This window comes from Actinokineospora alba (genome assembly GCF_004362515.1).
Classification (GTDB): Bacteria; Actinomycetota; Actinomycetes; order Mycobacteriales; family Pseudonocardiaceae; genus Actinokineospora; species Actinokineospora alba.
In genome coordinates, this window is the sequence record NZ_SNXU01000001.1 from 5,583,460 (window position 1) to 5,598,521 (window position 15,062).

A 15,062-nucleotide genomic window follows, 5' to 3' on the forward strand; every position below is an offset into this window, starting at 1 on the left:
TGGAGGGGCTCGGGTCACGCCTGCGACGTGGCGCTCCAGAGGTAGCCGTCGCCAAGGCGTCCCACCGTGCGGTCGCGCAACTCGGCGGAGAAGGCCAGCACCCCGTCCAGCGGGCGGTGGTGAATGGCGACGCGCGAGATCAGCCCGGCGTCGTCCCGCTCGAGCACGGTCACGCCTTCGAGCGAGACTCCTGAGCGGGTCCTGGCGTGCCACTCCAGGAAGGTCAACCGACCGTCTTTCGCCTCGTGCACGAACTCGAGCTGCTCGTAGATCTGGCTGGCCTCGCCCATCAGGTATGCCACGTCGTCGCGTCCGGTCACCGGTCGACGCAGCGCGGATGCGTGGAGGGCGACGTCAGGTGCGAGGGTGGCGGCGAACGCGTCGCTCTGCTTTGCGGCGAACGCCCCGGTCCACCCGTCTTCGGTGACGGTGGCGTCGGCGCGCGCGGCGGCCACGGCGCGGAGGAAGGACACCAGCTCCGCGGCCACGGTGCCCGGTGCCTCGACGTGCGGCCAGTGGCCCGCGCCGGGAATGCTGTGCTGGACCGCGTCGCCGAATCGCGCCTCGATCAGCCCGAGGATGTCCTTGTTGACGAAGGGGTCTTCCCCGCCGGAGAGCACCATGGTGGGGATCCTCGGGGGCGCCTGACCAGCGGCCGGGGCGTCGCCGGTCGTCCAGGCGTCGAACCAGCCCTCCACGCGACCCTTCGGCACGTCGACCCCGATCCGGACCAGGCGCTTGATCGCGTCGTCGTCGAGGGCGGCCGACAACTGGCTGCGCAGGGCTCGCTGGATCTCGGTGCTGCCGGCGCAGCCACGCAGTGGCCCGGCCACCTCGTCCGGCAGTGCCAGTCCTTGCAGCGGGATGGGCGTCAGGAGCACCAAGCCGGCTACGGCGTCGCCGATGTCGCGCGCGGCGAGTTCGGCGACTTGTGCGCCCATGCTGTGGCCGACAAGCACGACCCCCTCGACGTCCTCGGCCGCCAGCGCGGCCGCGGTCACCTCGGTGACGCGGTCGGCGAACGTGTCGAGGGTCAGCTCCCCCGTGTGTCGGGCAATCTCCGGGGCGATCGTGCGGATCCCCTCACCTTGCAGGGCCTCAGCGACATCTCGCCAGACCGTGGGGTCGTCGAGGTATCCGTGGATCAGGACGACAAGGGGGTTGCGCGGCTGTTCAATGGACACGGGAGCCTCCTCAAGGTGACTCAACCGTACGCCGATTGCTTATGTCACACAAGAGCTGTGGGGAGGTTCCGAAAGATCACTCCCGGTCGACGTCGACGCCCGGATGAGGCCTTTACCGCGTACGCGCCTGCCTGCCCACCGCCTGCTCGGCGGCCTGACGGCGACGCTCCCGCGAGGCGCGGAGGTTGGCCACGTTCCCGCAAGTGCGCACGTCGTGCCAGACGCCGCTGTTGTTGCGGGAGCGGTCGTAGAACGCGCCGCGACAGCGCTCGTTCTTACAGGTCTTCAGGCGCGCCCAGACCCCGGCGTCCTGGGCTCGCCGCATCTCCAGTGCCACCGGCCCGAGTAGCATCCTCCACCCGCGGCCCTTGGGTTTGAAGTGCACGATGCCGTCCAGGCCGAAGCCTGCCTCCACGGCCACTTCAAGGTTCGCCAGGCCGGCCAGCGCGTCGCCGTCGCCACCGCCCGCCGAGCCTCCCGTGCCGAAGTCGCGAGAGCACAGGGATTCGAGCAGTCCGGCACGCGCCCGACGCAGCACGGCCAGGTCGCGCTCGGAAAGCGTGTCCAGATCGACCTCATCGAGGACGGGCGCGCCCCATTGGCTTGCCCAGGTGGCCAGTGCCGAACCAATCCACTCGGTTGCCAACGCCCGATCCGCGAGCAGGTCGGGCTTGCGCGGCCAATCGGCGGACGCCGTGTTGAGGAAGTCGTGCACGAGCGCGAGCCCATCGGGCGCGACGTCGAGGCCGTATCGCGATGTCGCTGTCCAAGTCATACGACCAGCGTACGGGGATGACACTAGCTATTCCAGTTCGCCTATGTTCATGTCGATGATGGCGCCTTCTCGAGCGGCGCCTCTTCGCGACTCTCGTCGAGCCGGGACTCGCGCAGTTTGAACTTCTGGATCTTCCCTGTCGCGGTCTTCGGCAGGGCGCCGAAAACAACGCGCCGAGGCGCCTTGAACCGGGCGATGCGCTGCTTGACATGCTCGACGAGCTCCGACTCCGTGGCGGACGCACCAGGTCGCAGTTCGACGTACGCGACGACCGCCTCGCCCCATTCCGGATCCGGCAGGCCGACGACAGCCGACTCGAGGACGGCTGGGTGCGCGTCCAGGACCTGCTCCACCTCGATCGAGGTGATGTTCTCGCCACCGGAGATGATGACGTCCTTCGCGCGGTCGCGGATCTCGACGTACCCGTCGGGGTGCAGCACCCCGAGATCGCCGGTCCGGAACCATCCTTCGTCGGTCGCGGCGGCGGTGGCGGCCGGGTCGTTGTAGTAGCCGAGCATCACGTTGTTGCCGCGCAGCTGGATCTCGCCGATGGTCGTCCCGTCAGCGGGCACGTCGCGGCCGGACGCGCGGACACGCAAGGGCCGGCTGACCACATTGGCCACGCCCTGGCGGGCCTTGAGGCGGGCCCGTTCCTCCTCGGGAAGGCGGTCCCACTCCGGACGCCAGTCGCACACGGCGGCCGGCCCATAGGTCTCGGTGAGTCCGTAGACGTGGACCACCTCGATGCCCAGGGCGCCCAGGGCGCGGAGGAGCGCCGGGGAGGGCGGCGCCCCTCCGGTGGCGACGGTCACCGGCTGCTCGAGCCGTGCGGCCCCGGGGAAGGCGGCCAGTCGAGTGAGCACGGTGGGGGCCGCGCACAGATGGGTGACCCCGCCGCGCAGTGCGTCCCAGATCGCGTCGGGGTCGGGGCGGTCCAAGACGACGTGACGCCCGCCGGCGGCCGTGACGGACCACGGGAGCGTCCATCCGTTGCAGTGGAACATAGGCAGTGTCCAGAGGAACCTCGACCGAGCGGTGAGTCCCAGGTGCGAGACCATCGCCAGCGCCTGCAGATAGGCGCCCCGGTGGGAGCACATGACGCCTTTGGGTCGCCCGGTGGTGCCGCTCGTGTAATTGAGCGCCATCATCGCCATCTCGTCGGCGACCTCCTGACGCAAGGGCGCCGCGGCGGCGACCAGCCGTTCGTACTCGGTGTCGGGATCACCGGACAACAACAGTCTGGGTGGCGAAGTCAGGCCGCGGATCGCCTCTTCGGCGACGACGCGCAGCGACTGGTCGACGATGAGCACACTGGTCCCGGCGTGCTCGAGGATGTAGCGCAGTTCCGAGGCGCTCAGCCGGGTGTTGAGTGCGTTGAGCACACCACCTGCCCACGGAACGGCGAAGTGCGCCTCGAGCGCGGCCACCGAGTTGGGGGCCAGCACCGAGACCCTGCCTCCCGGCTCGAGGCCCAAGTCGGCGAACAGGCCTGCGGCCTGACCGGCCCGCCTCGCGAGCTCGCGGTAGATCAGCGTGGTCCCCGATGCCTCGACCGCGATCCGGTCTCCGTGGACGCTTGCCGACCGGGCCAGGAAGTCGGCAGGCGCGAGGGGGGTCGCGGCAAATGGAAGTGTGTCACTCATGACATATACGTACATCATATGCCTACGTCAGTCCAGTGGCGATCCGAGATTCCCGCCAAATCTCGTCGACATAAGCAAAGAGCTTTTGATACTGTCGGGTGTCGATGAGTCGCGGCGGTTCATCACTTGCCCGGCTCTGGCCGTGCTCGTCCGCACCCCACTGGGCGCCCGCCCGCTAAGGAGCCAGTCATGCCGCACCTGCACTACTCGATCGAGGACTCGGTGGCGGAGTTCGTCGTGGACAACCCGCCGCAGAACCGCATCGGTGACCAGTTCTGCGAGGAGCTGGTCGCGGCCATCGATCAGGCACATGTCGACGGAGCCCGGGCCATCCTGCTTCGATCCACCGGCGAGAACTTCAGCTACGGCGGCGACATCACACCGTGGCCGGGCATGGAAATCGCTGAGCTCCGAGGGAAGTTCGAGGGGTACATCTCCGCGTTCAACAGGCTCGAGCGGGTCTCCATGCCGGTGGTCTCCGCCGTGCGCGGGCTGTGCTCGGGCGGCGGCTTCGAACTGGCCCTGCGCACAGACATCATCTTCGCGGGCGAATCGGCGCGCTTCGCGCACTCGGAGCAGACGATCGGAATCGTCACCCTGCTCGGTGGCGTGTACCGCTTGGCCGCACGAGCCGGGCGCGCCCGCGCGCTGGAGTGGGCGATGACCTCCGAGCAGGTGAGCGCCGCACGCATGGCGGAGGTAGGCGTGGTGAACCATGTGGTGCCCGACGGCGAGGTGGAGGCGCGAGCACGGGAGCTCGCCGTTCGACTCGCCGCGGGGCCGACTCGTGCCCATGCCGCGCACAAGGCGCTGCTGCGCGCCTGGGAGTCGCTCGGCGCGCTGGGAACCGACGACGCGATGTTCGACATCGCGATGCCGTTGTTCGAGACCGAGGACGTGCGCAAGGTCCTGCCTGCCGCGGTCGAGGCCTACGTGTCGGGCGCACCTCGCCCCAAGTTCGACTTTCAGGGCCGCTGAGACGAAGCCGCCGACGCCGGGCCCGTCGATCGACCGCACCGTCGAATGACGACCGCACAGTCGAAAGGACCCGGCGTCCCCGTGCGTGCCGAGCCCGGGACCGCCCATGCGCGATGAGCCGCGCTCGGGACGGGCGGCGGGTGGTCGATCATCGGGCGGTCGTGGCGATGACGTCGAAGCCACCACCGAAGAAGCTCGGCGTGACGCACTGGTCGTCCGGCCTGCTCGCCAGCCGGGCTCGGGGTAGGGAACGCACCGATGGCCCGCTTGTGGCGGGCCATCGGGGTGCAGCCATGGCGGCGCGCTCTGATCCGTTCGCGCGGCCGAGTTGCCCGGCCCTCACCCCAGTGAGGTGAAGTCCGGGCAGCCCTCTCGTTGAGCAGGAATGCCCTAGGCGAGCGGGAGCGGGGAAGATCGCGTACAGGTCGCGTTTGGTCGGTGGCGCGTACTAACGCGACACTAGGAATCCCACTCGGGAAACAGCGTGACGGCGGCACCCCACAAGGCCCCCGGGTTGATGCGGTCCGGGTGCCGGGCGAGCATCCCGTCGTAGAACGCGTTAGCATCCGATGCGATGTCCATCAGCTCACGTGCGTCCTCGAGGTAGCGCCGCGTCTGCTCGATCTGGATCGGGTCGTCCGACGCCTCGGGTGCCTTGTGTCCGGCGATCACGGCTCGCGGCGCGAGGTCCGCGGCGAACTCGAGCGCGGCGAGCCACGACGTGATGCCCGGTATACCCCCGGACTCCGTGAGGTAGGGATGCACGCCGTTGTACACAACGTCCCCAGCGACCAGGAGCCCGATGTCGGGCACGTGCAGCATCGTCGTGTCATCGGTGTCGGTGTGGCCCACTTCGAGGGGAAGCAGCCGGGTGCCCTCAAGCTCGAAACCCTCGGGCCCGACCACCTGGACGTCGAGTTCCCCCGTCGGGAGAAGACCCGGGAAGATCTTGTCCCAGAAGCCGGCCCGGAACTCCGGCGAACCCTGGCTCTTCATCATTCGCTGGGTGGCCTCGGTCGCGTACACGGTCGCCTCGGGGAACCGCTCGACGAGGGGAACCGCCCCCAGCCAGTGGTCGGCGTGCCCGTGCGTGATGTAGATGCCTTCAAGCTCGCGGCCGCTCGATCGCACCCATTCCAGCACGGCGTGAGCCTGCGCCGTCGTCATCGGCGGATCGACGAGAACCGCGCTCCGGCTGCCCTTGATCAGGGTGCTCGCGATCGGCGACCACATCCGCGTACTGCCGTCGGGCAGGGGGCCACGGCCCGACTGGGGGATCTGCGGCTCGACGTGGACCTCGTAGTGCGGCTCGTACTTCATCGTGCGTCTCCTCCTGCGGGTGGCATGGTCAGCTGGAGCCACGAGTTGGCCCCCTGGAAGGCTGATCTCGCCTGACGGAACGCATTCAGATCGTGTCCAAGATCGGGGATGAGGATCGAGCTGAGCGATGGGGCGTCAGGGAAGTAGGGGCGTTCCTGCTCGACGACGCGCGCGTCGGTGGAACACTCGGTTCCCAGGTCCACAGGGAAGGGGACTGACTGCAGAAGATGCCGTCCAGCGTCCCGTTCAGGAGAAGCACGGGCACGTCGATCTTGAGGCGGGTCCGCAGGACCAGCGGGAGGTTGTCGATCTCCTCGAGCGTGTACGTGCCCTTGGTCGCTTCGTCGCGCTCGATGATGCGCGAGTCGACATCCGTGCCCGGCGAATAGAAGAGACTTCGATGTGTGCCGGGTCGAGGTGTCTGGTAGCCGGGATCGAGCAGGGTCCCGGCGAACTGCGCATCGAGAACCGCGGGGTACGAGCTCGCGGCGATGTTGAGCGCGGCGTCGACATTCATCTTGTGACTGAAGCCGGTGAGGATCACGGCATCGACGTCCCGGAAGCGCGACGCCTCGATCATGCTGGTGATGCTGCCGCCCGAGTGACCCACCAGCGCGATCTCGGAGAACGCGACCCGGCGTCCGCCCGGCGCTGCGACGTCACCCGCGCGCAGAGCCTGCACGACGTTGTGGAGAGCGGTCGAGTTGGACGTGATGTCAACGAAAGTGCTCAGCGGGTGGCTGCTGCGACCGCTGCCGAGCCGGTCGATCGCCACCGTCGCGTACCCGGCGCGGATGGCGTGGTACTCCCACGAATAGGTATTGACGTCAGGGTCATCGGGGTCTGCGATGTTCCAGTAGCGGTGGTCGTAGGTGATCCCGTGGACAAGCACCTGAACGCCCCGCGGAACCCTTCCCGCCGGAAGGCACAGCTTCACCAGGAGGTACTGGCGGCTCACCTCCTGATCGAACGTCGGGCCGAGGTCGCTCCCAGGCGCGACCACAATGCCCGGCTGCAGGTCGACCGGGACACGGCTGGTCTCGCACACCCGGTCGTTGTCCGGAGCTGTGGAAGCCGCGACCACGGCGGGGTCGCTCGCCGGTCCAGCGTGCGCGGGCCCCCAGGCCGCCATGGGCGCCACGCAGAGAACCACCAGCGCACTCGACATCCACGTCAAACGGGACCGCCGCCCGTGCCCTCGCCTGTTCGTCATCGAACGCACCAGTCCATCACTTCTCGACGTCAAGGAAGACCGAACCGTACGCCTTTTGTATACGTCGCACAAGAGAGTCGAGGGGCTGCGCGAGAATTCCTGCCTGCAACCTTGACGACAGAGACAAACAGCGTACCGTTCAGTCCGGCGTGGTGCCGTTCACCAAGGTGGCCCCAGCGTCACCGAAGCCCGGCTTTCCACATCCGGGGCCGCAGCGTGCGCACCGCGATCGTCGTCGCATGACGGTCGCCGAGCACGCGTCATCAGGGAAATCGGACAGCACGACACCTCTGTGGTGTCGTGAAAGCACAGAGGAACGAGGGAAACGATGCGCTCGATCAAGCACCTCGCGGTTCATTCGATCACGCTCCTCGCGGCGTTCGTCGCGCTGAGCGGTGCACTCGCCGGGGCCGCTCAGGCCGAGCCGGGGACGCATAGCAAGCTCACGCCCGTCGGCGGCGGCAGCGGCGGCGGGGCAATCGGGATCTCGCCCACCGCACACGACGTCGTCGGCGCCGACACCTTCGACGGCCAGGGGACGGTCAACGTGCACGGCCTCGCGCCTGACACGGGCTACAAGATCCTGCGCTGGGTCGACCTCAACCCGGACGGTGTCTGCACGGGCACAACGGCTTTGTCACTTCCGGGCGACCCGACACTGACGACCTCGAACGGCGGTGCGGGCGCGCTGCACTTCCAGATCAGCCGCGGCGCGCCGTTCGTCGACGGAGTGCGCTACGACGTCATCGCGCGTGTCGTCGACCTCGCCGGCAACACCGTTCTCCAAAGCGATTGCCTCACTTCCAGGGTGAAGTAGCCGGGCACCGGCCGCTCGCCCATGCCGTGACGTGGGCGGAGCAGCTGGCGATCCGAGCCGGGGCTCGAGTGGCTCACTCGATTCTCAAGGGATCCGCAGCGACGGACGAGACGGTTTGCGCAGCGTTCGGCTTCGCCGCGCACCGCGTTGCGTCATCGGCTCGAACCGGGCACCAAAGAGGGCTTGCATGCCAAGATGGCCCCGCTACAGCACCTCGTCGACATGGACGGATCTCGCTCGGGGCATGACCGGCATGTGGCTCACCGCGTATGCGCCCGAGGCGGGTCGAGCGGCTGGTGTTGTGCTGCATCGCGGCCCCCTTACCGCCGCGGCATGGGCCGAGCGCGCCGCGACGGTGCACGCCCGCAGCACCAGGGCCGTCACCGCCGACTCCTTACGCCTGGATCGACGACGCCGGCAGCGGAGCCGGCCTCCGAGGGGCCTAGCCGGGACACCTGGCTTGCAGTCGCGCTCCCGGGTTCGACAGGAACAGGATCTTCAACTTCCTTGCCACGCCAGACAGCCAGCCGTATGCCTCCTCTCGAGACGAAGGACGGTCGGTGCCCACCTGGGCCCCTCGTGCCGGAGCGCCTTCTGGAGGAGCCAGCCGCCGGGTGTCCGCCATCGCGGCCTTCGGCCGACCTACCTTCGAATGGGAACCCCAACTGCGCACCCAACTGCGACTGTCGCTCGAACCCCGGCGCCCTACAACCCGTTCTACGGCAAGGCCGGGCGATCACCTGGATCGAGGAAATGGGCAGCGTTCCGGATCGCAGTGTTCCGGTGCACCTTCACCCGTGATCGCAGGTCGATCCAGGCCGACCGCCTGCACGTGCAGGTCGATGCATTTCTCAACGAATTTCAAAATGAGGGCGTCGAGGTGCCTCCGAACGCGAATGGCCGCACTTTGTGCAATCAGTGGGTAAATGAGCAGTGGACGCTGCTGTTCTGGAGCGCATCGGGTCGCTCACCGTTATCCGTCGCCAGAAGGGCGAGTCCACCGAGATCACCCTCACCCGTATCCAACGCAACCTTGCCCTGGCCACCGACCCGAACGTGTCGTTCACGCACGTCGACCTCGGCGACCTGGGCGGCTACACGGTCGCATCAACGGCCATTGCCGCACAGAGGCTGCACGCAGCCGTCCAAGACGCCCGGCACGCCAAGCGAATGTCGGACGAATGGGCCGATTGGCACGACGCCGTCGTGTCGCTGGCAGTGCCAGCTCAAGACGAGGTGAGCGGCCGGATGTTCATGTTCCTACCCATGGGCGACAAGACGCCGTCCCCGTTCGCGGGCCACCTCAATGCCCGTTCTTCACCAAGATCGACCGAGCCAACCTCGACCCTGAGCACCCGCTCAACGGCCTGCTCCTGGATGTTGCGGCCGAAACCGCGCTCGCCGCCGCCGAAGTTCTTCGGAAGACCGGGGACGACGATGCTGCGCGTCGCTGGGTCAGTGATCTGGTCTGTTGGGGACGATCCGCACTTGGACCGGCTCGTCCAGGCGGCGCCCGCTTCGAGGGCGATCCGTTGGAGGACAGACGATTGGTGCCGGTAGAGGCGACCTCCGAAACCGGCCGAGGATGGGCCTATCACCGACGCATACTGCTGGCCTGCCCAGGGCCAGAAGGTGCTAACGGCGGCCCGAGCCGCCCAGGTCGGTACTTGCCTGCGCCAGGTGACCACCTGCCAAGCAAGCGATACCAGCGATACCAGCAGAGCGAGCGCTGACACAACGAGAGCCATAGGCACAAGCTAGCAACCCTGATGTAGCCCGCTCCTCAACGTGGTGAGTCGTGCGAGAACCAATGCCAAGTCCGGCACACGAGGCAGAGGCGGCAAACTAAAACACCCCGCTTAGAGCTGGCCGCGCACTGGGGCCGAACGCCTACGACGCGTGCCCGGGGACAGCGCTCAGGTTGACGGGGTTCTGAGGCAGGATGGCGGCGTGATGCGCCGTCCCGAGTCCGCCAAAACCGCCAGCGCCGGGGTGACCCAGGTCCGCCAGGCCGTCGAACAGCACCTGGACTGGGTGTTCCGCGAGCAGCCGGTCGAGGACTACGGCATCGACGCTCACATTGAGGCCGTCGGCGACGGCAACGTGCTGGGAAGGCTCCTGGCCTTGCAGATCAAGAGTGGCTCGAGCTACTTTCGCTCGCCCACCGATGGGGGTTGGTGGTTCCGTGCGGACAGCGACCACTTCGCATACTGGTTGGAGTACTCGCTGCCCGTCGCCGTAGTGCTGGTCGATCTGACCTCCAGACTTTGCTATTGGCAGTTGGTCACGAGGTCTGCGATCGAACGGACCCAAGGACGCACCTGGAAGCTTTACGTGCCGCGCCACCACGTCCTCGACAGTTCCGCCGTGGAACCACTTCTGGCCGCAGCCGAAGCGGGTGCCCTGAGCAGGCTCGACCGTCAGCCCGTGACCGCCCCGGTGAAAGGACTAACTGCGAACGCTCTCGAAGTCCACGCCGCCCTCCCCGGCACCGGCGCCTACGCCGAAGCGCCGCCGCACTACCTCGTCCGTACACACGATCATCAGCTCGATGAGCAGGTCCGGGAAGCCCTCGGTCCGCACGCCCGCTCAGGCATAGCGGTGCTGGTTGGGCCATCCGCTTCAGGCAAGACACGGGCCTTGTACGAGGCCCTGCACCGGCGGGTCGACGGAATGAGCCTGGCCGCGGCTGGGTGGCGAATATGGCCAGCAGTGAACCCTCTGCCCCCACGGCGGTTTCTGGACGAGTTGCCGCACGTCGGACCCAAGACGGTGGTGTGGCTGAACGAGGCCCAGCGGTACATGGTGGATCCAGAGGCCGATACCCGCGCCGAGATCGCCAACGGCCTGCGTGAACTGCTCGGCGACCAGACCCGCGGCCCCGTCCTAGTCTGGGGAACGTTGTGGCGCGAGTACTGGAACCAGCTCACCAGAAAACCGGCCGACTTGGAACCAGACGATTTCGTCGTCGCCCGTCGCCTCTTAGACGGCGCCCACATCCGCGTTCCAGACCGCTTTACCCCTTCCGACCTCGCCGCCGCACGACAGTCAGATGACAAACGTCTCGCCGAGGCCGCCACCCATTCCACAGGCGTCGGCGTCACCCAGTACCTCGCAGGAGCCGTAGATCTTGTTGAACGCCTCGACACTGCCACCGCGGCCGAACGCGCCATAATTCACGCCGCAATGGACGCTCGCCGCCTCGGCCACGACGAGATCGTCTCCGAGATCTTCCTACGAAACGCCGCCCGCTGCTACCTCACCGAAACCGATAGGCCCCCTGCCGACAGTCCCACCTGGTTCGATACTGCAGTCGCGGATCTGCTCCGATCCGGCAAGGCGAGCGGTCCCATACTCCATCAGGAGACAGGCGGCTACCGGCTTGACGACGTCCTCGACCACAAGGGCAGGCTACTTCGCCGTTCCGAGTTCCCTCCCGCAAAATTCTGGTCGGCGGTCGCCGAGAGCAACGTCCCAGCCGACAGCCGCCTCCGTATGGCGGACAGCGCCGTGTCCCGACTCCGATTGGGTATCGGACTCCGCCTCTACGAAGTGGCGGGCGGCAAGGTAGCTGGCCGGAGAATCACTGCTCTCGCCGCACATTGTGCGCGCCAAAAGGCTTTCGAGGCCGCAGAAGAACTCGTTTTCCGCGCAACCAACGCTGGCGAGACGATGGCTTTGCGTATGTGGGCGACATCGTGGGGACGGGAAGCGCTCTCTGACCAGCGTCAGATCGACTTGCTGTGGCAGGCCGTGGAACTCGGCGATCCCAAGGCGCTGGCTCCCTTGGCCTCAAGGCTCGAGCAGGCTGGAGACAAAGTAGGCGCGGAATCGGTCGCGCGGCGTGCCCTGAACTTGGGTTCACATGAAGGGTTCTCCGCTATCGTTGAATGGCGGGACCTCGATTATCCCGACGAGGCTGAACAGTTGATTTCCGCGCTCCCTCCAGGTGCGAGATCGGCGGTGTTGGCGGACTTGGTGAGTTTCAGAGAGAGTGTGGGCGATTTCGACCAAGCTGAGCAGCTAGCCCTGGCTGCAATGGAAGCAGGAGATGCCGAGGGGCTTATTACGCTCTTGGAGCTACGCGTTTCCAGCCAGGAGAAACAGGCCGAGGTGCGGCGCTTGCTGAACAGGCTCCGTCCCGATTTAGTGCGCGACCCATTGCGGTTAGCGTTGATCCACGCCCACTTGGGCAATCACGGAAAGGTGCGGTCGCTAGTGAAAAGGCGGCTCAGTGCCGAACGGGAGTTGCCCCTATTGTTCGGAGACCAGGACTACGAGCTCGACCTTCCGGCCTACACCCCGCTACTCCTAGACACACTGCACGGAATGGGCGAAACCGCGCTGGTCACAGAACTGCAAGAGCTCTGGCACCGCCAGAGGTTCTCGCCTCCGCAAGAGGAGGAACAACCAGAAGACGAGCAAGGCCCGAACGACCTGGAAGACCGGGCGGGAGACGCTTATGCCACGTTGGTGGAGTTTCATGCGACGCGCGGAGAGCTCCAGATGGCGGAAGAGTTCGCTGGGAATGCCGAAGCCCTGGGTGCCGATCACGGCTTGGTGTTCCTCATCCGAACGCTTCACGAGCGGGGCGAGCAGGCGCGGGCCGAGCAACTGGGGTTGCGGCTGGTCAACAACACCTCGGTAGGGCTGTGGGGTTTGACGGATGCAACCAACCCGGGGAGCCTCCTCGCCGAGATCCGAGGGAATAGCGATGTGGTGGTCCTAGGGCTTGAGGCGGACGGCACCACGGCTGCCCCTTGGTGGCTGCAGACGGCGGTGCCCGATGGCTCGTGGGCCGCGGGGCAGGGGTAATCCGTTGGGCAAGCCAAGAGCTAGATGCGGCGCCGGTCAGGATCGCTGCCGCCAGTTGGCCACCACGGGCGGGGTTTCGCCGCAGCCTCCTGAGCAGAGCCTGGGAGACTGCGGGCCGAGTCCAAGCACAGGCGTGTAGTTAGTGCGTAACTCGGTCCTCGGACACAACATCAACCTTCTGACCTGCGGGTTTCTTCACATGGTTTGTGACAGTTCCCTGTTTCGCCTGGTCTGTCGCGTGGGGGCTTAAATCCCTCTGGGATATGCGCACTACCTTCCCGCACGTTTGACGATCTTGCACCAAACAGCTGATGCGCTGTGCTCCCTGGAACGGGTCTTCGTGTTCCAAGACGCGGACAACCAGCCAGCCCGAGGACACGATCTGGCTGCCCTCCGCGGCGGTGACCGTCGTGGTGCCGGGTGCGTTGTCAACTCCGCGCGAGTTGGGGATCGCTCGGCTTGCGCGGTGTTGATCGCGTCGGCCATCGCGGTCCGCTCCACTCCCGCCGCGATGCGGCCTGGCTCTGGGACTTCCTCGCGCCGTCCACTCGCGCTGGGCTGGCGGCGGACCCGCTCACCCCCCAGCTGACGCGGGCCGTCCTACCCATGGTCCTGACGGCCGCCCGTCGGCGCCGCCACGTACCGTGGCGAGTGTGAGCATCCCCCTGAGCCGGCGGTTCGCCGACGCCGTTCCCGAGATGGCGATCCCCTGGGCGGCCGACGACGCGCCGTCGCCCCGGCTGCTCGTGCTCAACGACCTGCTCGCCGTCGACCTGGGGCTGGACCCGGACTGGCTGCGGAGCCCGGACGGGGTGCGGTTCCTCGTCGGCCGCCACGTCCCGGAGGGGGCGACGCCGGTCGCTCAGGCCTACGCGGGCCACCAGTTCGGCAACTACTCGCCCCGGCTCGGCGACGGGCGCGCGCTGCTGCTCGGTGAACTGGTCCACGCCGACGGCCTGCCCCGCGACCTGCACCTCAAGGGGTCCGGCCGCACCCCGTTCTCCCGGGGCGGGGACGGGTTCGCGGCGGTCGGGCCGATGCTGCGCGAGTATGTCGTCAGCGAGGCCATGCACGCCCTGGGCATCCCCACGACGCGGTCGCTCGCCGTCGTGGCGACCGGACGGGAGATCCGCCGCGAGACGGTGCTGCCCGGCGCGGTGCTCGCCAGGGTCGCCGGCAGCCACCTGCGGGTCGGCAGCTTCCAGTACGCGCGGGCCACCGACGACGTCGACTTGCTGCGTCGTCTCGCGGACCACGCGATCGCCCGGCACCACCCGGCCGCCGCCGACGCCGAGAACCCGTACCTAGCGCTGTTCGACGCGGTCGTCGCTGCTCAGTCGTCGCTGGTGGCGCGGTGGATGCTGGTCGGGTTCGTGCACGGCGTGATGAACACCGACAACGTCACGATCTCCGGCGAGACCATCGACTATGGGCCGTGCGCGTTCATGGAGGCGTACGACCCGGCCACCGTGTACAGCTCGATCGACCACGGCGGTCGCTACGCGTACGGCAACCAGCCGGGCATCACCGGATGGAACCTCGCGCGGCTCGCCGAGTCCCTGCTGCCGCTTTTTGCCGACGATGAGGACCGGGCGATCGCGCTGGCCGTCGACGCGCTCGGCGCGTTCCCCGGCCTGTACGAGAACGCGGTCACCGCCGGCACGCACGCGAAACTCGGCCTGCCCCAGGGCATCGACGCCGGCACGCTGGTCGAGGACCTGCGCACGATCCTGCGCGACAACCACGTCGACCACACCTCGTTCCACCGCCGCCTCGCCACCGGCGCCGCCCGTGACCTGGTGCTCGACCTCGCCGCGATCGACGGCTGGCTCGCGCGGTGGCGGGCGCTGTCGCCGGACACCGACGCGATGCGGCTGGTCAACCCGGCGTACGTGCCGCGCAACCACCTCGTCGAACAGGCGCTCGCCGCCGCCGTCGACGGCGACAACACCCCGCTGACGCGGCTGCTGGACGCGGTGACCGACCCGTTCACCGAGAGCGGGGACCGGGCCGAACTCGCCGAGCCTGCGCCGGCGGGTTCGGGCGCATACCGGACGTTCTGCGGTACCTGAGCCGCCATCCGGGCCGATCTTCCTGCCGAGTCGGCCGACCTGATCGCCCTCCCCGTCGCGCCCGCTCCTCGGCAGGCTGTGCTGTGGTCGGGCGACACGAAGGGGTTCAGGCGATGGAGATACCGCAGGACGCGCCGCGCTTGGACGGTGGGGCGCCTGGCGACGTGACCCCGGAGGCTCGGGTACGCGTTGTACCCCAAGGGGATCCCGACGCGGCGGCGCTGGAGGTGATCAAGCGCGTGGTG

10 protein-coding genes and 1 pseudogene are annotated in these 15,062 nt (G+C 67.7%); 6 read left to right on the top strand and 5 right to left on the bottom strand.

The genetic code is table 11. The annotated features are described in order from the left end of the window. Positions 1–14 precede the first annotated feature (14 nt). From C8E96_RS25675 to C8E96_RS25685, 3 genes are all read right to left on the bottom strand, one after another. The gene (locus tag C8E96_RS25675; RefSeq protein ID WP_133794783.1) at positions 15–1,184 is read right to left on the bottom strand and encodes an alpha/beta fold hydrolase; all 1,170 of its coding nucleotides are present in this window, start codon (positions 1,182–1,184) and stop codon (positions 15–17) included. 112 nt (positions 1,185–1,296) lie between these two features. Continuing rightward, positions 1,297–1,959, bottom strand: coding sequence for a CGNR zinc finger domain-containing protein (locus C8E96_RS25680; protein ID WP_091369319.1), 663 nt, complete (start codon positions 1,957–1,959; stop codon positions 1,297–1,299). Between the two features lie 47 nt (positions 1,960–2,006). Beyond that, the gene (locus C8E96_RS25685) at positions 2,007–3,602 is read right to left on the bottom strand and encodes an AMP-binding protein (RefSeq protein ID WP_091369323.1); all 1,596 of its coding nucleotides are present in this window, start codon (positions 3,600–3,602) and stop codon (positions 2,007–2,009) included. Positions 3,603–3,791: 189 nt separating this feature from the next. Between C8E96_RS25685 and C8E96_RS25690 the strand changes: the two genes are divergently transcribed. Further along, the gene (locus C8E96_RS25690; RefSeq protein ID WP_091369331.1) at positions 3,792–4,580 is read left to right on the top strand and encodes an enoyl-CoA hydratase/isomerase family protein; all 789 of its coding nucleotides are present in this window, start codon (positions 3,792–3,794) and stop codon (positions 4,578–4,580) included. A 459-nt stretch (positions 4,581–5,039) separates the two neighbouring features. Here C8E96_RS25690 and C8E96_RS25695 read toward each other — a convergent pair whose 3' ends face one another. Then, the gene (locus C8E96_RS25695; RefSeq protein WP_091369334.1) at positions 5,040–5,900 is read right to left on the bottom strand and encodes an MBL fold metallo-hydrolase; all 861 of its coding nucleotides are present in this window, start codon (positions 5,898–5,900) and stop codon (positions 5,040–5,042) included. 85 nt (positions 5,901–5,985) lie between these two features. Then, positions 5,986–6,858, bottom strand: a complete 873-nt coding sequence (locus tag C8E96_RS25700) for an alpha/beta hydrolase (protein ID WP_228769616.1) — start codon at positions 6,856–6,858, stop codon at positions 5,986–5,988. A gap of 583 nt (positions 6,859–7,441) precedes the next feature. Between C8E96_RS25700 and C8E96_RS25705 the strand changes: the two genes are divergently transcribed. The 5 genes and pseudogenes from C8E96_RS25705 (at position 7,442) to C8E96_RS25725 (ending at position 14,817) form a co-directional block, all read left to right on the top strand. Next, positions 7,442–7,930, top strand: coding sequence for a hypothetical protein (locus tag C8E96_RS25705; protein ID WP_091369339.1), 489 nt, complete (start codon positions 7,442–7,444; stop codon positions 7,928–7,930). A 652-nt stretch (positions 7,931–8,582) separates the two neighbouring features. After that, positions 8,583–8,807 (top strand): annotated as a pseudogene (locus C8E96_RS34670) (hypothetical protein); the annotation flags it as partial. Positions 8,808–8,863: 56 nt separating this feature from the next. After that, positions 8,864–9,490 carry a hypothetical protein gene (locus C8E96_RS34230; protein WP_091369343.1) on the top strand — a complete coding sequence of 209 codons (627 nt, stop codon included), beginning with the start codon at positions 8,864–8,866 and terminating at the stop codon, positions 9,488–9,490. A 393-nt stretch (positions 9,491–9,883) separates the two neighbouring features. Further along, on the top strand, positions 9,884–12,745 hold the full coding sequence (locus C8E96_RS25720; protein WP_133794785.1) for a DUF4365 domain-containing protein: 2,862 nt from the start codon (positions 9,884–9,886) through the stop codon (positions 12,743–12,745). A 653-nt stretch (positions 12,746–13,398) separates the two neighbouring features. Then, the gene (locus C8E96_RS25725) at positions 13,399–14,817 is read left to right on the top strand and encodes a protein adenylyltransferase SelO (RefSeq protein ID WP_228769617.1); all 1,419 of its coding nucleotides are present in this window, start codon (positions 13,399–13,401) and stop codon (positions 14,815–14,817) included. Positions 14,818–15,062: the final 245 nt, after the last annotated feature.